We start from the raw sequence: 22,396 nt of genomic DNA on the forward strand, positions 1-22,396 counted from the left end.
TTTATCTGGTTTTTTGATATTCTCTGTTTTTTGTATCGTCGACTTTTTTATTGTCATGTTTTTTTATATTTTTCCATTTTTTCTGTTGTTTGCTGGTTTTTTTGGACATTTTTTTTCAGATGGTTTTTTGATTTTTTCTTGTTTGTTGGTTTTTTTTTACTTATTTTTTTAAAATATCTCTTCTATTCTATATCTTTAAAGTTAATATGAAAAAATTACTAAATTTTATTAGTTTGAAATATAATATTTTTATTTAATTAAATGATATTGGGAGGATAAAAATATGTTAAGAAAACCGGCAGTTGCAGGATCTTTTTATTATTCAAATCCTAAAGATTTGGAGGAAAGTATTGAGTATTCATTTTTATGTGAATCTGGTGTAGGTTCCATTCCAAAATTAAATAAATCTTTTAACTCAAATCTAAAAGGTATTATGGTTCCTCATGCAGGATATATTTATTCAGGACCAGTTGCATCTTATGGTTTCAGCAAACTTGTAGAAAATGGTTTTCCAGATACTTTTATAATATTATGTCCGAACCACACTGGCTTCGGTAGTGGTTATGTTTCAGTTTTTGATGAGGGTATGTGGGAGACTCCATTAGGTAATGTTGAGGTGGACAGTGATTTGGCAGATATCTTTATTAAGAATTCCAAATATGCGGATGTGGATTATCAGGCCCATTACAGGGAACATAGTATTGAGGTTGAACTTCCATTTCTCCAGTATTTTTCAGATGATTTCAAAATACTTCCCATATGTATAAATGTTCAAAATCTTCAAACATCACTTGATATTGCATATAGTATCAGGGAGTCTGTGGAAGAAATATCCTCATCAATATTATTGATTTCAAGTACTGATTTATCACATTTTCTTAGTCAAGATACAACTTTAATTAAAGATGAAATTGTTTTAAATGATATTGCAAACATGAACCATGAAAAATTACTTGATGATGTATCTAAATATAACATAACCATGTGCGGTTATGGAACCGTTGCCTCTAACATTATATATTCTAAAGAATGTGGTGTTAAAAAAGCAGATATTCTAAAACATCAAACCAGTGGTGATGTTAGTGGAGATTATAGTTCTGTAGTAGGATATGGTGCTGGAGTGTTTAAATCAGATTAATCTTACTAGTTATCTTTTAATCTAATCATATCTACTTAATTATATTTTTTTAATTTTTTTATTAAGTTTTAATATGCTATATTTTTTTTATAGGTACTGAAAGCCTTGAATTTAAAGATTTAAAAAAAATATTCAATATCTATTTTTAATTTAGTAGAAATGGAATTTTTTAATAGTGTCATATATTTTTAACCCATATTCTATTTTTTAATCTTTATTTTGTCTAAGATTTTTATAAGAAAATAGAATACTATAAATTTTTAAAAAAACAAAACATAAGTTGATTGATTATTTTTCTTAAATTAATTGATTATAAAATTTTTAAGAAAATAGTTATCTTAGGAATAAAATTATAATAGTATCTTTTCTATGGATATTATTTAATTTAAAAGATTAATCTAAATTGAATTTAAAGAAAACTGGATGAATAAAATGGATAAATTTTAGATTAATCATTATGGATTTAAAAATAAACAGGTTTAAAAGATTAATCGAAATATTTATAATATTTGTTATTTGTATTGAATAATTTGATATTTGCATATCTTAAATTGTATTTATTATGGAATGTTGTTTAACTGATTATTGGGGAATATAATCAGTTTGGGATTTATTAGATTATTTTTAATAATATTTCGAAAATAAACACTTTATTATTTGAATTATTTAATAATATGTTTGATTTAATTTGTTTAGGGCTATTCTATTTATTTAAGGAATATATAAATAAATTAGTTTAATAGAATTTTTTATCTTTTTAACTCTTATTTTTAAATTGTTTTATAAATGTAAGGGAGTTTGAAAATGGAAGTAAAAGCATCTGCTCCAGGTAAAACGATTTTGTTTGGAGAACATTCTGTTGTTTATGGTGAACCTGCAATTGCAACAGCAGTAAATAAAAGGGCTACTGTCCGTATTAAAGATAGCAGTACGGATAAAACTATTTTAAAATCCAAAGATCTAGGATTTGAAGCCGAATTGGATACCAAAAATAAGAAATATGTGTTGAAGAGAGGTAAACCCGGAATTATTAGATATATTTTAGAGGCCTTATATATGGTTCATGATCATTCACCAATTGAGATTGATTTGTCAATTGACATTCCAATTGGTTCTGGTTTAGGTTCCTCAGCTGCTGTAACAGTTGCAACACTTGCGGCTTTATACAGGTATCACAATATTTACTTTAACAAAAAAGGTCTTGCAGAGAAAGCCCATCAAGTAGAGTTTAAGGTACAGGGTGAGGCAAGTCCTTTAGATACATTAGTATCTACTTATGGTGGTTTAATCTATTTAAGCCGTAATAAAAAACTTCAAAGAATTAATTCAAATATCAATGCCCCATTCGTTATTGGTGTTACCTCTAAATATGGCAGTACTAGTCGTATGGTTAAGAATGTAAAGAATTTAAAGACCAAATATCCCTCAATTATGGATCCAATCATAAAGACCATGGGTGTATTAACTGATGAGGCTAAGAAGGCTATTGAGGAAGGCAATGTTAATAAAATGGGGGAATTGATGAATATTAATCAAGGTTTATTGGATTCTATTAATGTCAATACTAAAGAGTTATCCCGTATGGTTTATATTGCAAGAGGTGCCGGAGCTATTGGTTCTAAAATCACCGGTGCCGGTGGTGGTGGAAGTATTGTAGCTTTATGTCCTAATAAGGTGGAACAAGTTTCTAATGCCATTGGTGTATATGATTCCACAGTTCAACTTAGATTTTCTAGAAAAGGTGTAAGTTCTAAGGTTATCTCTAGAAATAGGAAGGATAAATCCCATAAGAGTAATAATCTAAAAAATCATAATCATAAACAAAGAAGTAAACACGGTGGTGTAATAGATAACAAGAATATTGCCGTTAAGGTTAATTCTAGTAAACATGTAAAAAATAGTCCTAAATTTAACAAGAAAAGTGTTAGTAGTCACAAGAACCCTTCTAAATCAAATGCAAATATATCTATTAAAGACAATAAAGTAATCTTTAAAAAGAAAAAGTCAAAAACTATTAATAATAATCTAATTGATTATGCCAATTAGATGATTAATAGTTATCCAAACCATTTTTTCTTAGATTTAACTTATATATCTTTAACAAATTCATTGATTTGGAAAGGAATATTGTTTTTAAGTAAACTAATTTAGAATTTTCAATAGGCATGATTTTTTTTATTAAAAGGTGATAACTTGATAATACTTAAGATTGGCGGGAGTATAATTACAGATAAAGATTCATCTGTTGCTAAAGTTGATTATAACAATTTAAATAGGGTATGTGAAGAGATTAAACAATCCTTTATGGAAGAGAATATCCATCCCCAATTAGAGGATGGATTGGTTCTGGTTCATGGTGCAGGATCATTTGCCCATCCACCAGCAAGCAAATATAAGATTGGCCAGGCTTTTAGTGAGGAGGAACTTCCAGAAAAAAGGATTGGTTTTACAGAAACATTGGTTGCAGGAAGAAAGTTGGATACATATGTCTGTGAGGCATTATGGAAACATGATATTCCTGCAGTATCTTTACCGCCTTCTTCCTTTATTACCACTACTAATAAAAGAATAACGAATTGTAATCTGGATTTAATTAAAAGATATTTGGAGTTGGGTTTTGTACCTGTACTATATGGTGATGTTGTATTGGATACAAATGAGAAGTTTGTAGTAATATCCGGTGATCAGATTATTCAGAACCTTGCAAGCAGAATGAGTTTTGATAGAGTGGTACTTGGTACCGATGTTGATGGTGTTTATGATAAAAATCCTAAAAAACATTCTGATGCTAAATTGATTGAGAATGTACATTCAATCGATGATATTACACAAATAGAGTCCACCACTAATGTTGATGTTACTGGTGGTATGGTAGGTAAGGTTAAGGAACTTTTAGATCTTGCATATTCTGGTGTTAGCTCCGAGATTGTAAATGCTAATAAACCGGGTATAATCGCAGCATCACTCCAAAACAAGAAAGTCAAAGGTACCAAAATCTCTAAGAAATAGTAATTTTTTTTATTTTTTTATTATTTATTTTTTCTAGTTTTTGTTTTTTTTATATACCTTTATAAAATAATACATTATAATTATATAGTATTAGTTATAAATAACTACACAGTTATAATTTTTAGATTATTATTTTACTTAATTATTTAAATATGTGGGATTACTCTATGGTTTTTTGTTTAAACTAGTAATTTATAATTAAGTTGAATTTAATGTAAAAATGATTTAAGGGAAATAATACAGTTAAAATATTTAATTTTAGCTTTAAAAACATGGTCGAAACATAAAAATCATAGGTCAGGGAATTTTATTTTTAAAGAGGTCAATCTTTTTTTTAAAAATAAGTGATTTTTTAGAATTTATTTTTTTATATTAGGTAAAATAAGGAATTTAAAATTTAATATAAATTATAACAACATTTATGTTTATGTAAGGATTAATAGGGTCTTTTATTATAAAAATAGCTTATTAAAATACTTGTCTTATTTTAATAATTTTATTTATAAAGATTTAATTGGAGAATTTTATATAAGTGATCTTTTTAAGATTTTATAATTTTGCATGTTTAATGTAATCAAATTCTGATTGTCTATTAACACCCTTATTTTTTAATAATTAATAATGTATATTGGCTATATATGTTTTTAGTTTTGGAGGAAACTAATGATTCAAGATAGGAAATTAGAACATCTTTCAATTTGTAAAAATTATGATGTTAATTATAAGAAGTCAACTGGTTTTGAAGATATTGAGTTAATTCATAGGGCACTTCCAGAAATTAATAAAGCAGATATTGATATTTCAACAAAAGCATTCGGTAAAAAATTAGATTCTCCTTTATTTATTTCAGCTATTACTGGAGGACATCCTTTTGCAGAAAAAATCAATAAGGAATTATCCATTGCTGCAGAAGAAAATAACATTGCTTTAGGCCTTGGAAGTCAAAGAGCAGGAATCGAAAATCCTGAATTAACATCTACCTATACTGTTGCAAGAGATTATGCACCTAATGCATTACTTTTAGGTAATATTGGTGCTCCTCAGATGAAATATGCCGAGGATGCTGTAAATATGTTGGATGCAGATATTTTAGCTATTCATTTAAACCCACTTCAGGAATCAATTCAACCTGGTGGGGATGTAGATGCTAGGGGATATGTGCAATCTATTTCCGAGATCTGTGATTTGGTAGATGTTCCGGTCATGGTTAAAGAGACTGGTGCAGGTATCTGTGCAGAGGATGCTGCAAAACTTCAAAGAGCAGGAGTTGACTTCATAGATGTTCAAGGTTCCGGCGGAACTAGTTGGGCTGCTGTAGAAACCTATCGTACAAATGATAGGTTACTTGGAGAGGCTTTTTGGGATTGGGGTATTCCTACTGCAATCAGTACTGTTGAGGTATGTTCCTCAGTTAGTATACCTGTTGTCTCATCAGGAGGTATTCGTACTGGATTGGACGCTGCAAAAGCTATTGCTCTTGGGGCAGATGCTGTTGGAATGGCTTTACCGTTTTTAAAAGCTGCATATAAAGGCCATGATGCAATTGTTGATTATGTGAATAAATTTAACGAATCTTTAAAATTGGCTATGTTTTTAGTTGGAGCAAGAAGTATTAAGGATTTAAAAGAATCTGATCTTGTTATTAGGGGTGAAACTAAAGAATGGCTTAATGATAGGGGTTTTAACACTAGGAAATATAGTAGGAGGTCAAATATTGACGGTTGAGATTATAGCAATTGGCGGTTATGAGGAAGTTGGAAAAAACATGACTGCCGTTAAAGTTAATGATGATGTAATCATATTTGATATGGGAATACATCTAGATAGGATCAATATCCATGAGGATACGGATATTGACAGAATGCATAGTTTGGATTTAATTGAAAGGGGAGTCATCCCTGATGATACCTTAATGAAGGATGTTGATGGAAAGGTTAAAGCTATTGTATTTTCACACGGACACCTTGATCACATTGGTGCTGTTGCAAAACTTGCACATAGGTATGATGCTCCATTAATTGGAACACCATATACCGCTGCACTTATTAAAAAGCAAATTAAAGGTGAACGTAAATTTAAGGTTAACAATCCTATCAGGGTTTTAAATCCAGGCAGTAAATTAAAATTATCTAAGGATGTTACTTTGGAATTTGTCCATACTACCCACAGTATTCCTCAGGCAGTTTTCCCAGTTTTACACACTCCTGAAGGAATTATTATCTACGCACTTGATTTTAAATTTGATAATCACCAGAAAGTATCTCCCCCACCTGATTATGAAAGACTAAAACAATTAGGTAAACAGGGAGTACTTGCACTTATTGTGGAAACTACAAATGCGGCAAATACACAACAAGTAAAAACCTATTCAGAACGTGTTCCAAGAATTATACTTGAGGATTTAATGAGGGAACCTTTAAAAGAAAAAACCGGTATGATTGTTACAACTTTCTCATCACATATTGAAAGGATTCAAACCATTGCAGATATTGCAAAGAAAAGTGATAGGGAAATTTTATTCCTTGGAAGATCTATGGAAAGATTTTTAGGAATTGCACAGAATCTGGGAATATTGAAATTACCTAAGAATTCATCTATTCATGGTTCTCCAAAGGCAGTAAATAGGGCACTTGCAAAAGCAGAGGAAAATCGTTCTAAATATTTACTTGTAACTACTGGTCATCAAGGTGAACCCGATGCATTACTTCCAAGAATTGCAAGTGGTAAGACTCCATTTAATATTAAGAAAGGAGATAATGTGATTATTTCTGCACCAATTATTCCAAATCCAACAAATGCTGCAAATAGGCATATAATGGAAGCAAGACTTAAAGCATCTGGTGCAAGAATCTATGCTAATGCCCATGTATCCGGACATGCAGGTAGGGAAGACCATAGGGAATTTTTAAGAATGGTTAAACCTGCACATATCATTCCTGCTCACGGAGATCTTCACATGTTAACTGCATATGGGGAACTTGCAGAAGAGGAAGGATATAGGATTGGTAGTAATGTGCATATTTTAAGAAATGCACAAGCACAAGTCTTTAATGATACTGATGAGGAATAGGTTTATTTATTCTAATATTGTTAATATTTTAATTCATTAGCTTAGAGGTATTGTTTAAAATTAAATTTTTTTTAATTTTATTTTTAAAAAAAGATAAGATTATTAATCATATAATAAAGATATATTATTGTTATAAATGTTTACATAGTTTTCATAATTTGGTTGAGGAATTTCAAAATTAATTTTAATCAAGAAAAATATAGGAAATGAATTATAATGGAGGATTTTTATGTCAGATGTAACTGAAATTTTAACTGATTATTCTAAAGATGTAAAGGCAGTAATTGAGGATTATTTGTCTAGTATTGATCCTGAAGATTTACAAAAATCTTCAGTTTATTTAACTGAGGCAGGCGGAAAAATGTTAAGGCCTGCTTTAACCTTACTTTCAAGTCAAGCAGTTGGTGGAAACAGGGAAGATGCACTTAAAACTGCTGCGGCTTTTGAAATGATTCATACTTTCTCCTTAATCCATGATGATATTATGGATGATGATGATATGAGGAGAGGTAAGCCTTCTGTACATACTGTATGGGGTGAACCATTAGCTATTTTAGCTGGAGATACTTTATTTTCAAAAGCATTTGGTTTAGTAATTACTTCTAAAGAAGATAACATTTCCGCAGACCGTGTTGCTGAGTCTTTGGCTGTTGTTGCAGACGCATGTGTTAAAATCTGTGAAGGTCAAGCTTTGGATATGGGTTTTGAAGGTAATTTCGATGTTCAGGAAGAGGAATATATGGAAATGATCTTCAAGAAAACAGCTGCACTTATTGCTGGGGCTTGTAAGGCTGGAGCAATTGTAGGTGGAGCGGATTCTGAAGTAATTGATGCAATGTATGAATATGGTAGACTTATCGGTTTGGCATTCCAAATTCAGGATGATTATCTTGATGTTATTAGTGATGAAAAGGATTTAGGTAAACCTGTAGGTAGTGATATTGTTGAGGGTAAAATGACTTTAATGGTAGTTAAAGCCTTATCCGAAGCAAATGAAGAGGATAAAGAAAAGCTGGTTAAAATCTTATCTGATCCTGAATCTCCTCAAGAAGATGTGGATATTGCAATTGATTTATTTAATAAATATGGTTCAATTGAATATGCTCATGATGTTGCTCTTTCAAATGTAAACAAAGCAAAGGAAATACTTAATATATTACCTGATTCTTCAAGTAAAGATGCACTTGCTTTATTAGCAGATTTTGTAATTGAAAGAAAATCTTAAATTCTATAATTATTTTTTCCTATATTTTTATAATTTATAAAATTCTTTCTACTTTATTATAAAACTTATTATTTTTATCTATTTTCTATTATTTTTGGCTATTTCTCTTTATTTTTAGTTATTTTTAGTTATTTTTATTATTTTTATCTATTTTCTATTATTTTTGGCTATTTTTCTTTATTTTTAGTTATTTTTAGTTATTTTTATTATTTTTGGCTATTTTTCATCTTTAAATATTTCTTAATATTTTTCTGGTTTTTTCTATACCTTTCAATTTTTTTCATATGATGTAATAAATATTGAGTATTTCGTATATTGCTTTTATATAGAATTTGTAAATGGGATGTCTGTTAATGGCTGATATTATATGAAAAACTTTATTAAAATCAATTTTATTTCTTGAATGTCTCTTCAAAACTAAAAATTGGAATTATTACAACTTTCTTAAATATTCTTGCAATTTATTTTCCAATGAAACGTTTCAATGGAAACCTTTATATTTTTTTAGGATATATAACTAAATAATAAATTATTTAATTTGGTGTTTTTATGGATAATTATGAAATAATTGGTAGTTCTATAGATAAAATGCCTTTTATGGCTTTAGTTACTAATTTGTCTAAAAATTATATCAAATATCTTAATAAAGAACTTGAAAAATATAATATTAATTCTATTCAATCACTTTTCTTAGTAAAATTGAATTATTTTGATGATTTAAGTCAAAATGATTTAGCAAGGATCTTTAACTTAAGCAAGGGTTCTGTTGCCAAGTCTTTAAAAAAACTAGAGAATGAGGGATATATTATTCGTAAAACTGATAATGAGGATTTTCGTAGAAATATCATTGAATTAACAGATAAATCCTTAGAAATTATTCCTAAAATTAAAGAAATCAATGGGGAATGGGAAACGTATATGGGAATATCTGAGGATTCCAAATTAAATAATCTAATTAAAGATTTAACTTTAAAAAGTTTCAAATTGCTATAATCTGTTTTTTGGTGTTTAAATGGTTGAGGAAAATAAAAATGTTAGAATGATGATGGGTGATTATAAGGTTGCTGTACGTAAAATGGCATGGCCAATGATTTTGAGTATGCTTATTACTATGAGTTACAATTTAATAGATGGTATCTGGGTATCTGTCCTTGGAGCTGCACCTCTTGCAGCGGTAGGATTTGTAACCCCTCTGTTTATGGTTGTAAATGGTTTGGCAAATGGTTTAGGTGCAGGTGCATCATCCTTTATCGCACGTAAAATTGGAGGAAAAAGGAAGGATTTGGCAGATTTAGGGGCAAGTCAGTCATTCCTTATAGGGATCATAATACCGATTATTATCTCAGTATTTATATTGCTTTTTCAAAGACCAATCCTTATAGGTCTTGGTGCAAGTGGTGAAGTTCTTAGTTTGGCTTTGTATTATAGTACCGTAATATTCTCAGGATGTATATTCATTGTAATTACCTCAATATTGACTGGTGTTTTAAGAGCTGAAGGTGATGTAAAAAGAGCGTTATATGTCATGACTTTAACTGCGGTAATAAATATTATATTGGATCCGGTCTTTATGTTACCTTGGGGATTAAACTTAGGTGTTGCAGGTATTGCATATGCCACGGTTTTATCATCAGGAATCAGTGCCGTTGTAATATTATATTGGATGCTTATTAAAAGAGATACCTATTTGAATATTTATAAAAAGGATTTGAAACCAAATGGTTCTGTAATTAAAGATATTCTAATGGTTGGAATTCCAGCAGCACTAGAAATGATGTGTATTGCAGCATTACTTAGTGTTGTAAACTCAGTTTTAACTATGGTTGCAGATAACAATGCTGTAGCAGCATATACTGCAGGTATGAGAGTAGTTTTATTTGGTATTGTTCCGTCTGTTGGTCTATCAATGGCAACTATTGCAGTTGCAGGTTCCTCTTTCGGTGCCGGTAAATTTAGAAGATTGAAGAATGTATTGAATTATTCAATGAAACTCGGAATTATAATGTCTGTCGCTATCGGTGCTGTGGTTTTTATATTTTCAAGTCAGATAGCAACGGTCTTTAGTTTTTCATCCAATACAGGAGTACTCATAGAACCAATATCCAATTTTCTAAAGGTATTCTTTTTATTTTTCATTGCAACGCCATTGGGTCTTTTATCCGGTTCATTCTTCCAAAGTTTGGGAAAGGGTCCAACTTCCCTATGCCTTACAATATTCAGGGAGATTATATTCCCTGCATTCTTTGTTGTTTTACTTGGAATTGTTTTAGGCTATGGAGTATGGGGTGTATGGTTTGGAGTTGTTATCGGTAAATTAGCAGGTGCGTTAATCGGATGGATTTATGCCTCTAATTATTCCTCAAATCTAATTAAAAAATATGGTGATGAGGAATTAAATCCTTAAATTAACATTAAAGTATTGATTATGTTTTTTAATCAATCCTATTTTCCATCCTTTTTCCACCATAATAATATCCAATCTGCAACATCCCTTTCATTATATAATTTTCCGGTTTTGGAATCTTTTTTAAGTATATCTTTAAGATAGGTTTTAAGTTTTTCAATTTCCTCATCACTTAAGAGGTCCACTCTAAATTTGCCATTGTCCATGGCTTCCTCAATATTGTTATATTCTCTGTGGGAGGTTATTGAAAGTCTTTCAACATTGGCATAAATACCTAAATTGTATAGTATCTGAATCATGTAGGTGTATGGAGGGAAATCCTTAGGATTATTTCCGATAGATTCCTGGAAATCCCTTTCTATTCTCCAGTTATCTGGTCCAAATAAGGTGATATAAACATATTTGTTGGCCATTTCATTAATGGTTTTCAATACTCTTTCAATTGGTATGATGCTGTTAAGTGATCTTGATGCGACAATTATATCAAAGTGACCAAGTTCATCAATTGATATTTCTTCTATTGGTTTTTGAATAGTGGTTACATTATCAACCCCTTCTTTTTCACATTTTTCATTTAAAATTTTAAGCATTCCGCTTGATGAATCAAGACCTGTAACACTTTTAGCTTTTTTAGCTATTGGAATGGTGATGGAACCTTCACCACAACCAATATCCAGTACAGTATCTTCTTTTGTTATTTTTAAACTGTTTAACAGGGTTTTCCTATAATCATCCCTTTTATTACTTTTATGGAAGTGTGGCGCTGCTTTATCCCAATTTTTCTGACGATCTTTCTTACTTTCTAATTTTTTACCCCAAAAATAAGCCCAGTCAATGTCCTCTGGATTTTCAATATGTCTCTTATTGTCTGTCATATTATCACTTTAATATTTCAAATTATTATATGATTTATAAATTAAAATCATTTATTGGTTTATCTTTATAATTATAATAAAATATTAATTTTTATTTTTTTTATTAATGGATTAAAAATAGATTTTGATTTTTCCTTAAAGTTTTCTAGATTATCAATTAAAAATTTATATATTTAATGATTCAAAAATAATACTGTGATTTTATATTAATTTTTATTTTTAAAATATGCTGATTTTTTAATTGTATTTATTACTATTTTATTTTAATTTAGTATTTTCAGTATAGTTTTTTATCAATTTAAAAGAATACTTATTTAATGTGATATAATGGATGAATTAGAAGAAGTTGTATATAAACATGCTTTAATGAATGCTGTAAAACACAAAGGTAGTGCTAGTCCTAAAGCTGTAATGGGTTCTATTATGTCTCAGGAAGCAGAACTTAGATCCCGTGCTAAAGAGATAGGTCCATTAAGTGCAAAAGTTGTAGCTAAAGTCAATGAATTATCTAAAGAAGAACAACAAGCTGAAATGGATAAATTAGGTTTGGAGATTCATGAGAAAAAACAAGTTAAGAAAGAGGGATTGGATGAGTTACCAGGTTCTCATGATAATGTTGTTATGCGTTTTGCACCAAATCCAAGTGGACCATTACACATAGGACATGCAAGAGCAGCAGTACCTAATGGGGAATATGTTAAGAAGTATGGTGGAAAGTTTATCTTAAGAATTGAAGATACAGATCCTAAAAGAGTCTATCCTCCTGCTTATGACATGATTCAGGAAGATTTAAAATGGTTAGGAATTGAACCTGACGAGGTTTACTTCCAATCCGACCGTTTCGAAATCTATTATAAATATGCTGAAGAGTTAATTAAACGAGGGGCAGCATATATGTGTACCTGTGACGGTGGGGAATTTAAAAAGCTTAAAGATAATTGTGAACCTTGTCCACATAGAAATCAGAGTGTGGAAGAAAATCTAAAATTATGGGAACAGTTTCCATCAATGGAGGCAGGTTCTGCAGTCTTAAGAATTAAAACCGATATTAATCATAAAAATCCTGCTATTCGTGATTGGGTAGCTTTCCGTATTGTTGATGAGGAACATCCACGTTTAGGTAAAAAATATAGAGTTTATCCCATGATGAACTTCTCCGTATCTGTAGATGATCATTTAATGGGCATGACTCATGTTTTAAGAGGAAAAGATCACCTTGCAAATAGTGAAAAACAAAAATATCTATATAAACATATGGGATGGGACACCCCGGAATTTATCCATTATGGAAGACTTAAAATGGAGGATATTCCATTAAGTACCTCCAAGGCTAAAGAAGGTATTGAATCCGGAAAATATTCCTCATGGACAGATCCAAGACTTGGAACCTTAAGGGCTATTGCAAGAAGAGGTATCCAACCGGAGGCTATTTGGAATTTGATGGTGGAAATTGGAGTTAAAATGTCTGATTCTGCCGTAAGTTGGAAAAAGATCTATGGTTTAAACAGGAATGTTATTGAAGATAAGGCAAATAGATATTTCTTTGTTAAAAACCCTGTAAAAATAGATGTTGAAGATTGTCCTGAGGAATTTTCTAATTTCACATTGGAAAAGGAATTACATCCGGACTTTCCTGAAAGAGGAAACAGAACATTGGACTTTAATGGTTCTGTTTATATTGATGGGGATGACTTTAAAGATGGACATATCAGGTTAATGGATTTAATTAATATTGATATTGATAATGGAACCGTTAAGTTTAACAGTGCATCATTTGAAGATGCCCGTAAAATTAAAGCTAGAATCATTCAGTTTGTTCCTACAGAGGAGGCTATTAAAGCTGAGGTTGTAATGGATGACGCTTCAGTTGTTGAAGGTTTCTGTGAGAAGGATTGTAAGAATCTTAAGGTTGATGATGTAATTCAATTTGAAAGATTCGGATTTGTTCGCCTTGACGAGATTAAAGATGATAAATTAGTATTTTATTATGCCCATAAATAAATATAATTTATCTTTTTAATCAATTTTTATTGTGTATTTCTTTTTTTTATAATCTATTTTTAATTCATCTTTTCATTAACCTGTTTTAATCAGATTTATTAATTTTTTTTTATTTTACCCTTTACAAATCAATTCCCTTTTTTAATTGATTTGAAAATTCTTTTTTTTATTCAATACATATATATTTTAATTAAGCTTTTCCCGGTTTTATTTCTTGTATTTGATTTTTTTTAATATTTTAATTATATATTTAAAAGATATTTTTTTTATGCAATTCTATTTAGTTAAACTATTGTTTTAATTAATTATAAAATGGGTATTTTTTTAATTGATTTTTAAAACTAGGAATCTACTATTTATAAAGTCAATATTACAATTTTTAAATCTGAAATATTTTTTAAAATCCCTTTAAAAATTATTATTTTTTTAATATGGAAATTAACTTAAATCAATGTTTAAATTGAATTTGTTTAAAAATAATTTGGTTATTTAAGAAAATCAGTTTAAATAATCCCTAAATTTAGATTTAACTTAAAATATTTTTTAAATAAGTTTTGCATTATTAAGGGAACTAGTTAAATTAAGTTTAACTATTCATTTAAGTTTGTTAAAGGAAAATTAGTTAAAATCATGTTTAATTTCAATTTAAGTTTATTAAGGAAACTAGTTAAATCATGTTTGATTATAAAATAAAGATTTTAAAATAAGTTTTTTTTGGCTATTTGGTTTATAATATAAAAATTAAGAATTAAAAGAAAAGATATTAAAAAGTATTAGAGGATAATGTTTATTTTTTTATTTAAAATACTTTAGTAATATCTTCTGGTTTAATCCAAATCTTTTTACCCCTATATGTGACATTAATGTTGTTACCATTAATGCTGTGAATAGAACTACCGTATTTTTCACCTTTGTACTGGTAAATAATACTGACTCCACGTTTTAATATGTGATCTGTACCCTGGAGATTGATTACTAAATCTTGTTCAGGCTCTTTTCGTCTTAATGATTTAGGTGCAGATTTTTTTTCATCGGATTTTCCACCATATTTTTTATGGAATCTTTCAGAAGGTTTAAGATTGGACAAGTCATCAGACTTTTTAACGGTGATTTTCATATCATCGGTTTTATCTGCAACATAGTTTGGTTTGTTTTTCTCATTTTTATCTAATTCCTCATTGAATTCTTTTTCTAAATTATCAAAGTATTCAATTTCCTCTGGAGTTAATTCATCGGTATTTCCATTTATATTATCGAATACGTCATGAGTATCATAATCAGGTTTAATGCTCTCTTCATATTTTTTGATTTCTTCAGGATCATGTAATGGTGTTATACTTACAACATTATCATTGTAGGTGATTCCATCCTCATAATTCTCTTTATTATTGTTTAAAACTTCCTCAAGAACTGCCTCATTAGTATTTCCTAAGTTTTCTCCATTTTCACTATCGTCTCTTACAATGGATGATTTAATATTCTTAAATGCACCCTTAACACTTTCAAATGGATCTATAATATCATTATATGCAGATTGTTCAAATTCATTGTCTTTCTCTTCTTCATTTTCTTTTGCATAATCATCAATTGTAGCTGGTTCTGTTTTTATTGGTTCAGGATTTGTTATTTTTCTAGTTTTATCAATGATGCTTTGATGTTTATCTTCAATTGGCTCTTGAGTAATATTACTTGCTATGCCTTCAGCTAAGCTATTATCTTTAATGTTAAGTTCGAATGGTTTTGATTTCTCTTCGGCATCTGGTTTATTTTCCCCTTTTGTTTCTTTTTCTGTTATGGTTTTGTTTGTAGGTTTTGTTTCTTCTTTTATGGTAGGTTTGATGTCTATGTCTTGGTTTATACTTGGTTTGGTTTTAATTTCAGGTTTATTGATTTCATCAGCTTCTTTATTTATTGTTGCATCTTTTTTGATTTTTGTTTCTTTTTCTGTTATGGTTTTGTTTGTAGGTTTTGTTTCTTCTTTTATGGTAGGTTTGATGTCTATGTCTTGGCTTATGCTTGGTTTGGTTTTAATTTCAGGTTTATTAACTTTTTCAGTAGTCTCAGTTTTAACCTCCTTGTTTGTTTTTGCTTCTTTTTCGGTGGTTTCAGTTTTAACTTCTTCCGGGATATTGGTCTTAATGGTTTCCTCTTCAATATTGTTTATTGGTGGTTCAACTTTAAGACTTGGTTCTGTCTTTAAGTTAGTTTTAACATTTGTAGATTCAATTTCATTGTCCTCTGTTTTAATAGGTTTTGCTTCTTTAACGGTATTTGCTTCAGCTTTCGGACTTTCCTTAATTTGGCTTGTTTTGTTAATAATAGGTTTTACTTTTGGGGTTTCTTTAATGGTTGTTTTAGGTTCAGTTGCTGTTGTTTTTAATTTAGGTTCAACCTTATCCTCTTTTTTATTTTCAGCATCAGTTGAAATTTCGGCATTTTTTACATTGATGCTTATTGGTTTTCTTTCAGTTTCCTGTGGCTTTTGTATTTTGTTTGGATTTTTATCTTTTATGGTATTCTGGTTTTCATTTACTATTTTTCTGGTTTCTTGGCTTTTGGTGGTTTTTGCTATGTTGTTGTTTTGGGTTTTGTTTATTTTGTTTTCGGTAGTATTGGCAGTGTCGGCTATTTTTCTGGTTTCTTGGCTTTTGGTGGTTTTTGCTATGTTGTTGTTTTGGGTTTTGTTTATTTTGTTTTCGGTAGTATTGGCAGTGCCTGCTATGTTATTGGTTTTAGGGTTTAAATTTCCAGTATTATTCGGTTTTGGTCTTGTAATAGTTAAACTTTCTATTTCTTTATTTAAAGCCTCTTCATCATTAACTTTTTTTGAATTTCTTGTACCGGTTATTCTACTTGTTGCTTTGCTTGTGGTTTTTAAGATCTTATCTTTATTTGATAGTAGAGTATTGGTCTGTTTTTTATTTTTAGGGGTGTCTTCAAATTTTGGTACTTGGGTACTACTTTTAAGTTTCCTTTCAATATTTTCATGTGTTTCGATTTTACCTTTCTCTTCATCTCTATAATATAATTTTACTATTAAACAGGCTACAACACAGATTATAGCAATGTTTATCAGTAATAATGTTGTTTTTAATAACATATTATCCTCTAAATATTTATTTGAATAAAAAAATAATTAAATCATTTTTAATTATATTATTATTAATATATATTATTTATTAAGATTAGTTATTTTTAATTTGATTTTATTATAAAAATTTTATTAGTATGGTTTTATATATTTATAAATATAATATTTTATTAGTATAATTTATTTTAATCTTAAATTTTAAATTATTTAAAATGAAGATTTTTTTAAATAGCCTTATAACTTCTTAGTTATTTATGTTATTTTAATTATTATCTTAAATTTAATATTATAAAGATTCAAGAGGAATAATATGGTTGTAAAAGTAAATGAAAATTATCTTTTATTAAAAAGTAATTATCTTTTTGCAGAAGTGGCAAATAGACTTGAAAAATATGAAAATGAACATCCTGATAAAGATGTAATTGCAATGGGTATTGGAGATGTAACTAAACCTTTACCAAAAGCTGTTATAAAAGCTTTTAAAGATGCAGTTGATGAAATGGGTCAAGCTGACACTTTTAGGGGATATGGTCCAGAACATGGATATGAATTTTTAAGGGAAGCAATTGTTAAAGGCGACTTCGAACCTTTAGGTGTGGATTTGGACATTGATGAAATCTTTGTAAGTGATGGAGCAAAATGTGATACCGGTAACATTCAAGAGTTATTTGCTAATTCAAACACAATAGCAGTTACTGATCCTGTTTATACTGTATATGTTGATACTAATGTAATGGCAGGTAGAACTGGTCCAATGAAAGATGATGGAATGTATGAAGGATTGGTATATCTTCCTTGTACTGCAGAAAATGATTTTGAACCTGAACTTCCTAGCGAACCTGTGGATATTATTTATCTATGTTATCCTAATAACCCAACAGGTTCCACATTAACTAAAGATCAACTTGCTAAATTTGTTGATTATGCAAAAGAAAACGAAGCTTTAATATTATTTGATGCAGCATATGAAAGATTTATTACTGAAGATAATATTCCTCACAGTATCTATGAAATTGATGGTGCAAAAGAAGTTGCAATCGAATTTAGAAGTTTTTCAAAAACTGCTGGATTTACTGGTGCTCGTTGTGCTTACTGTGTAGTTCCTAAAGCACTTAAAGTTAAAGATTCTGAAGGTAACAAACATTCTTTAAATGCTTTATGGGATAGAAGACAAACTACTAAATTTAATGGAGTATCTTATCCTGTTCAAAGAGCTGCAGAGGCTATTTATACCGAAGAAGGACAGAAAGAAATCCAGGAAAACATTGATTATTATCTTAAAAATGCTAAATTAATTAGGGAAAGTTTAACCGACTTAGGTTTAACTGTATCTGGAGGAATCAACTCTCCATATATCTGGGTTAAAACTCCTAATAACATGCCTTCCTGGGAATTCTTTGATTTATTATTAAATGAGGCAAACATTGTAGGAACTCCAGGTTCAGGATTCGGTCCTTCTGGAGAAGGTTATTTCAGACTTACAGCATTTAATACATATGAAAATACTAAAGAAGCTATGGAAAGAATCTCAAAACTATCTTTCTAAACTCTTTTTTATTAATGAGGGGATTATATGAGTAGTTCACCATTGGAAATTACTGAGGATGATACTTTACAAAGTATTTTTACTAAATTTGGAGCATATGCTTTAGATAAACAGGAAAATCTTGCTGATTTAATTGAAGATAAACAAGGTGAATTGGATCTTGAAAAGGGATATCTAAGTTTTACAGAGGATTTAACTTTTCCAGTTCAAATTTTAGGAATATTGTCTAAAGAATCAGACATGTTTTCATGGGCATGGGATAATGATGATTTAGGATTGCCTGAATCATTAATTTCAGAGGCTGTTAAGGTTAAAGAGTTTGGTGAGAAATATGATATTCCCCAATTTAAAACATCACTGTTTAAAGCGGAAATCAATGAGGTTCATTATTTGGCAATGACCGTTATTGGTTTGTTTGATGATGATGCATATTATCCTGTAGATGTTGGGGACTTTGTATTTTTTGTAACTATCAAATCTGATAAAATACCTAAAATAGATTCCATTGATAAGTTTCAAGTAATCTTTGATAGTTTTCAAAGGGATTATGACGTCAATGGTAAAAGGGCATTTGAGGCTTATGTTGCATGTAAAGATTATCCTGTAAGAGTTCATGAAGAGGATAATTTCCAGGTTGCAGATATTGGTGAAGATAAAATCATGGTGGGATTTTCAGATAGAGGTAATGTTAACCTGATTAAAATAATAAGACAGGAATAGTTTTATTAACTCTTTTATCTTTTTTATGCTAAAGCTTCATTTTTGTACTTTTTTATCTTTTTATTACATTGAAATAGGATTATTTTTATTGCTTTTTTTATTTTTTTTAATTTTATTTTCTTATTTGAACTTATTTTCACAATTTGATTTATTTAATCAGTTACCCATAAATATTCTATTGGTTTTAGATAATTACTAGGATATGGATTGTTTATATCTTTTTTTGGAAGTGAATTACATGAAATTATAAAAAAAGCATTTAACACTATATATTTTAAATGTTATATTAATCTGAATATGTAAAATATTTTTTATATAAAATGATTTTATAAGGTTTATTAATTAATAAATTAAAATTAAATTATTGAGTGAATATCTTAAAACTTTTTTATTAGTGATTATATGAATAGTGAGTTAATGGATGAAATTGATGACGAGATTGATTTTTTAGTAAAGGTAGGGTTCTATGATAAAGATGATATTTTGGAGACGATAATTGATGAGTTTATAGATTTCGATTTAAACGAGGATGAAATCTATAATAAAATTATGGATAAATTTAATGATCATCAAAAAAAATCTAATAGTGCTGATTTTACCAATCTTAAAGAGGGATTTAATAAATTAACTAAAGAGGGTATCGTTTCTATACATAATTGTGGTTATGATATTCAGGAGGGTGTGGAGGACTCTTTTGAAATATATACTCATTTAATAAACAATAATTATAGTCCTAAAGGTTTTTGTTTCTATACTTTATCCGGTATTGAAGAGGTATTTGAAAATAACGTTTTAACTATAGCTTTTGGTTTATTTGATGAAACTGATAAAAAAGCATCTAGGGAACTTGCAAATAATATAATCAGTATTTTAGAAGAGTATGATTTTAATGTGGAATGGAGTAATAATCCAGATAAACCAATTAAAATAAAGGATTTCAAATGGGAGAAAATCTTTGATGATACCACCTATTTTATGGAGGGGGCATATGAAGATTTTATTAAATACAATAGTAAGGAATATTAATATAAATAATTTGAGTTCAATACTTTATAGGTTATATTGAATACTTAAACTTTCATTGATTAGAAATAGTTTATTAAATCTATCCCTTGGAATTAAAAATTGTTTAAACTTAATCTTCGGGTATATTGGATAATTTAATCAGGTAAGTTATAAAAAGCATATTGTGATTTTATGAATAGACAGTCATATGATATTTTGGAGGATGTGATTTCCAAATCAGGTATATGGACAGCTTTAGAGGTTGTAGGTGATTCCATATATCTGGACTTTGAACATGTTCAATTATATAATCCATCTAAAGGTAAAGATTCGGATTCTATTCATGACAGTCAGATATCTATACGTTTTGCAGATAATTCTCTATTTTCAATTCTTTATAATGATAAGGAGGATATTGAATTTCTTAAAAATACCCATGGCTTGGATAATAATTTTTTAATTGAATTTAGTAAAAAATTGGTTTATTCTGAATTTAAATTCCAGAATTTTGACTTTATTAATGATTTGGATATGAAATTTGAAAACGAGTTAATATTTTTGGATAATTTTAAGGATGAGAGTGGGGAGAATGTTCCAGACTTTATTTTGTCCTTTACATCCGACGATATCGCTATTTGTGTTGGTGGAAATTCCTTAAATATTTTTAATGATTTTGAATCATTAAGTGACTATGATATTCTAGAACTTTCCAATAAATGGGTAAGATATTATCTTGAGTATTGGCAAAGGAAAGGTACCGAATTCGAACTTCCCTATGATCCATTATGTGAGGAGTCCCTATTGGATTTATAAAAAAAATTATTTTTTTCTCTGTGATTTACCTTTTTTTAGATTCTAGGATATTTATTCTGTCCATTTTTCCTATAGTTTAATTTTCACTCTTATATCTTCTAAAATATTTTTTTCATGACTTCAACTTTAGATTTGACCTATTTTTATAGTTTTCTATATTTTTATTTCTTTTTAAAATTTATTTAAGTCATTTATATGAATTTTTCTAAAACTTTATAAACTTTAACAAAGTAATATTACAATGGTTTAAAAACAATTTTTTAATATATGTATTTTTTAAAAAAAGGTCTTTTTAAAGATTTAATTTAATAATGACATTTATAATGTAGGAGATTTTAAATGACTTGTAGTATTTTAACCGGTGGAGCATGGGGAGATGAAGGTAAAGGAAAATGTATAACTTACCTTTGTAATAATGACAAACCTGATATTATAGCACGTGCTGGAGTAGGTCCTAATGCAGGACATTCTGTAGAATTCAATGGAGAGAAATATGGGTTAAGACTTATTCCTTCTGGTTTTGTTCATACTGGTGCTAAACTTATGATTGGTGCAGGGGTTCTTGTAGATCCTGAAGTTTTCTTCCATGAATTAGAATATTTAAATAAATATGATGTGAAAGGTAGAACATTGGTAGATGGTCGTTGTGCTATTATTAAACCTGAGCATCGTGAAAGAGATAAACACTCTGATTACTTATCCAAAAAGATAGGAAGTACTGGTTCCGGCTGTGGTCCAGCTAATTCTGATAGGGTATTAAGGATTGCAGATTTAGCAAAAGATGTTCCTGAACTTGAGGATTATATTACCGATGTATCTTTAGCTATTAATGAAACACTTGATGAGGGTAATGATGTATTTGTTGAAGGCTCCCAGGGATTTTCATTATCTTTATACTATGGTACCTATCCATATGTAACTAGTAAAGACACCTGTGCCAGTACTTTTGCTGCTGATGTTGGTGTAGGTCCAACTAAAGTTGATGAGGTAATCACTGTATTCAAATCATATATCACTCGTGTAGGGGCAGGTCCTTTCCCTACAGAAATCACTCAAGAAGAGGCAGAGGCTAAAAATATTGAGGAATATGGTGTAGTGACTGGTAGACGTAGAAGGGTAGGTCTTTTTGACATGGATCTTGCAAAGGAATCTTGTAGAATTAATGGTACTACTCAAATCGCATTGACCTGTGTGGATAAATTATATCCTGACTGTGCTAAAACACAGGATTTCTCTGATTTATCAGGTGAAACCAAGAAATTCATTGATGATATTCAAACTGAAACTGGTGTTCCAGTAACTATTATTTCAACTGGTCCAGATTTAAAAGATACAATCGATTTAAGAGATGAATTATTATAATTCATTATCCCTTTTTAATATTTTTTTAAACCCTGATAGATATCTTATTTTTTTTATTAATTGATTATTCCTATAACTATGCTTTTTTTTAAATAGGATTATTCCGTTAACTTATTATTGTTTTTTAAAGTTAATTT

The 22,396-nt window shown here is 29.2% G+C and carries 16 protein-coding genes; 14 read left to right on the forward strand and 2 right to left on the reverse strand.

What is annotated here, in order from left to right; all coding sequences use genetic code 11:
- Window positions 1-283 precede the first annotated feature (283 nt).
- From amrB to ON24_RS00920, 8 genes are all read left to right on the forward strand, one after another.
- Window positions 284-1,138, forward strand: coding sequence for an AmmeMemoRadiSam system protein B (amrB, locus tag ON24_RS00885; protein ID WP_040681607.1), 855 nt, complete (start codon window positions 284-286; stop codon window positions 1,136-1,138).
- Between the two features lie 804 nt (window positions 1,139-1,942).
- Window positions 1,943-3,184: a mevalonate kinase gene (gene mvk / locus ON24_RS00890; RefSeq protein ID WP_040681608.1), complete on the forward strand. Its 1,242-nt coding sequence runs from the start codon at window positions 1,943-1,945 to the stop codon at window positions 3,182-3,184.
- A 147-nt stretch (window positions 3,185-3,331) separates the two neighbouring features.
- Window positions 3,332-4,147: an isopentenyl phosphate kinase gene (locus ON24_RS00895; RefSeq protein WP_016358811.1), complete on the forward strand. Its 816-nt coding sequence runs from the start codon at window positions 3,332-3,334 to the stop codon at window positions 4,145-4,147.
- A gap of 663 nt (window positions 4,148-4,810) precedes the next feature.
- Window positions 4,811-5,872 carry a type 2 isopentenyl-diphosphate Delta-isomerase gene (fni, locus tag ON24_RS00900; RefSeq protein ID WP_016358810.1) on the forward strand — a complete coding sequence of 354 codons (1,062 nt, stop codon included), beginning with the start codon at window positions 4,811-4,813 and terminating at the stop codon, window positions 5,870-5,872.
- On the forward strand, window positions 5,862-7,217 hold the full coding sequence (locus ON24_RS00905; protein ID WP_016358809.1) for an RNase J family beta-CASP ribonuclease: 1,356 nt from the start codon (window positions 5,862-5,864) through the stop codon (window positions 7,215-7,217). Before fni ends, ON24_RS00905 begins: the two co-directional genes overlap by 11 nt.
- Window positions 7,218-7,446: 229 nt before the next feature.
- Complete coding sequence (gene idsA, locus ON24_RS00910; protein ID WP_016358808.1) at window positions 7,447-8,442, forward strand: short chain isoprenyl diphosphate synthase IdsA; 996 nt, start codon at window positions 7,447-7,449, stop codon at window positions 8,440-8,442.
- A 549-nt stretch (window positions 8,443-8,991) separates the two neighbouring features.
- A complete protein-coding gene (locus ON24_RS00915) occupies window positions 8,992-9,435 on the forward strand; it encodes a MarR family winged helix-turn-helix transcriptional regulator (protein WP_016358807.1) in 444 nt (147 codons plus the stop codon).
- Window positions 9,436-9,454: 19 nt separating this feature from the next.
- Window positions 9,455-10,846, forward strand: a complete 1,392-nt coding sequence (locus ON24_RS00920; protein WP_040681609.1) for an MATE family efflux transporter — start codon at window positions 9,455-9,457, stop codon at window positions 10,844-10,846.
- Between the two features lie 38 nt (window positions 10,847-10,884).
- Here the strand turns inward: ON24_RS00920 and ON24_RS00925 are convergent, their stop codons facing one another.
- The gene (locus ON24_RS00925; RefSeq protein WP_040681610.1) at window positions 10,885-11,721 is read right to left on the reverse strand and encodes a class I SAM-dependent methyltransferase; all 837 of its coding nucleotides are present in this window, start codon (window positions 11,719-11,721) and stop codon (window positions 10,885-10,887) included.
- Between the two features lie 327 nt (window positions 11,722-12,048).
- On the opposite strand from ON24_RS00925, the gene ON24_RS00930 reads away from it, so the two are divergent.
- Window positions 12,049-13,722, forward strand: a complete 1,674-nt coding sequence (locus ON24_RS00930) for a glutamate--tRNA ligase (RefSeq protein ID WP_040681611.1) — start codon at window positions 12,049-12,051, stop codon at window positions 13,720-13,722.
- Window positions 13,723-14,521: 799 nt separating this feature from the next.
- Here the strand turns inward: ON24_RS00930 and ON24_RS00935 are convergent.
- The gene (locus ON24_RS00935) at window positions 14,522-16,822 is read right to left on the reverse strand and encodes a hypothetical protein (RefSeq protein WP_040681612.1); all 2,301 of its coding nucleotides are present in this window, start codon (window positions 16,820-16,822) and stop codon (window positions 14,522-14,524) included.
- A gap of 301 nt (window positions 16,823-17,123) precedes the next feature.
- Between ON24_RS00935 and ON24_RS00940 the strand changes: the two genes are divergently transcribed.
- The 5 genes from ON24_RS00940 (at window position 17,124) to ON24_RS00960 (ending at window position 22,259) form a co-directional block, all read left to right on the forward strand.
- Window positions 17,124-18,359 carry an LL-diaminopimelate aminotransferase gene (locus ON24_RS00940; protein WP_040681613.1) on the forward strand — a complete coding sequence of 412 codons (1,236 nt, stop codon included), beginning with the start codon at window positions 17,124-17,126 and terminating at the stop codon, window positions 18,357-18,359.
- Window positions 18,360-18,386: 27 nt separating this feature from the next.
- Window positions 18,387-19,079, forward strand: a complete 693-nt coding sequence (locus ON24_RS00945; RefSeq protein ID WP_040681614.1) for a DUF6882 domain-containing protein — start codon at window positions 18,387-18,389, stop codon at window positions 19,077-19,079.
- Window positions 19,080-19,481: 402 nt separating this feature from the next.
- Window positions 19,482-20,105, forward strand: a complete 624-nt coding sequence (locus ON24_RS00950; protein WP_040681615.1) for a DUF6891 domain-containing protein — start codon at window positions 19,482-19,484, stop codon at window positions 20,103-20,105.
- Window positions 20,106-20,276: 171 nt separating this feature from the next.
- Window positions 20,277-20,897, forward strand: coding sequence for a hypothetical protein (locus tag ON24_RS00955; protein WP_040681616.1), 621 nt, complete (start codon window positions 20,277-20,279; stop codon window positions 20,895-20,897).
- 339 nt (window positions 20,898-21,236) lie between these two features.
- Window positions 21,237-22,259 (forward strand): adenylosuccinate synthetase, encoded by a 1,023-nt coding sequence (locus tag ON24_RS00960; RefSeq protein ID WP_040681617.1) that lies wholly within the window; start codon window positions 21,237-21,239, stop codon window positions 22,257-22,259.
- Window positions 22,260-22,396 lie beyond the last annotated feature (137 nt).

Origin of the sequence: Methanobrevibacter boviskoreani JH1 (assembly GCF_000320505.1) — an archaeon.
Classification (GTDB): Archaea; Methanobacteriota; Methanobacteria; order Methanobacteriales; family Methanobacteriaceae; genus Methanarmilla; species Methanarmilla boviskoreani.

Coding starts and splice junctions, on each gene's coding strand:
- amrB (WP_040681607.1), top strand. CDS start 284: ATGTTAAGAAAACCGGCAGTTGCAGGATCTTTTTATTATTCAAATCCT.
- mvk (WP_040681608.1), top strand. CDS start 1,943: ATGGAAGTAAAAGCATCTGCTCCAGGTAAAACGATTTTGTTTGGAGAA.
- fni (WP_016358810.1), top strand. CDS start 4,811: ATGATTCAAGATAGGAAATTAGAACATCTTTCAATTTGTAAAAATTAT.
- idsA (WP_016358808.1), top strand. CDS start 7,447: ATGTCAGATGTAACTGAAATTTTAACTGATTATTCTAAAGATGTAAAG.
- ON24_RS00915 (WP_016358807.1), top strand. CDS start 8,992: ATGGATAATTATGAAATAATTGGTAGTTCTATAGATAAAATGCCTTTT.
- ON24_RS00920 (WP_040681609.1), top strand. CDS start 9,455: ATGGTTGAGGAAAATAAAAATGTTAGAATGATGATGGGTGATTATAAG.
- ON24_RS00925 (WP_040681610.1), bottom strand. CDS start 11,721: ATGACAGACAATAAGAGACATATTGAAAATCCAGAGGACATTGACTGG.
- ON24_RS00930 (WP_040681611.1), top strand. CDS start 12,049: ATGGATGAATTAGAAGAAGTTGTATATAAACATGCTTTAATGAATGCT.
- ON24_RS00935 (WP_040681612.1), bottom strand. CDS start 16,822: ATGTTATTAAAAACAACATTATTACTGATAAACATTGCTATAATCTGT.
- ON24_RS00940 (WP_040681613.1), top strand. CDS start 17,124: ATGGTTGTAAAAGTAAATGAAAATTATCTTTTATTAAAAAGTAATTAT.
- ON24_RS00945 (WP_040681614.1), top strand. CDS start 18,387: ATGAGTAGTTCACCATTGGAAATTACTGAGGATGATACTTTACAAAGT.
- ON24_RS00950 (WP_040681615.1), top strand. CDS start 19,482: ATGAATAGTGAGTTAATGGATGAAATTGATGACGAGATTGATTTTTTA.
- ON24_RS00955 (WP_040681616.1), top strand. CDS start 20,277: ATGAATAGACAGTCATATGATATTTTGGAGGATGTGATTTCCAAATCA.
- ON24_RS00960 (WP_040681617.1), top strand. CDS start 21,237: ATGACTTGTAGTATTTTAACCGGTGGAGCATGGGGAGATGAAGGTAAA.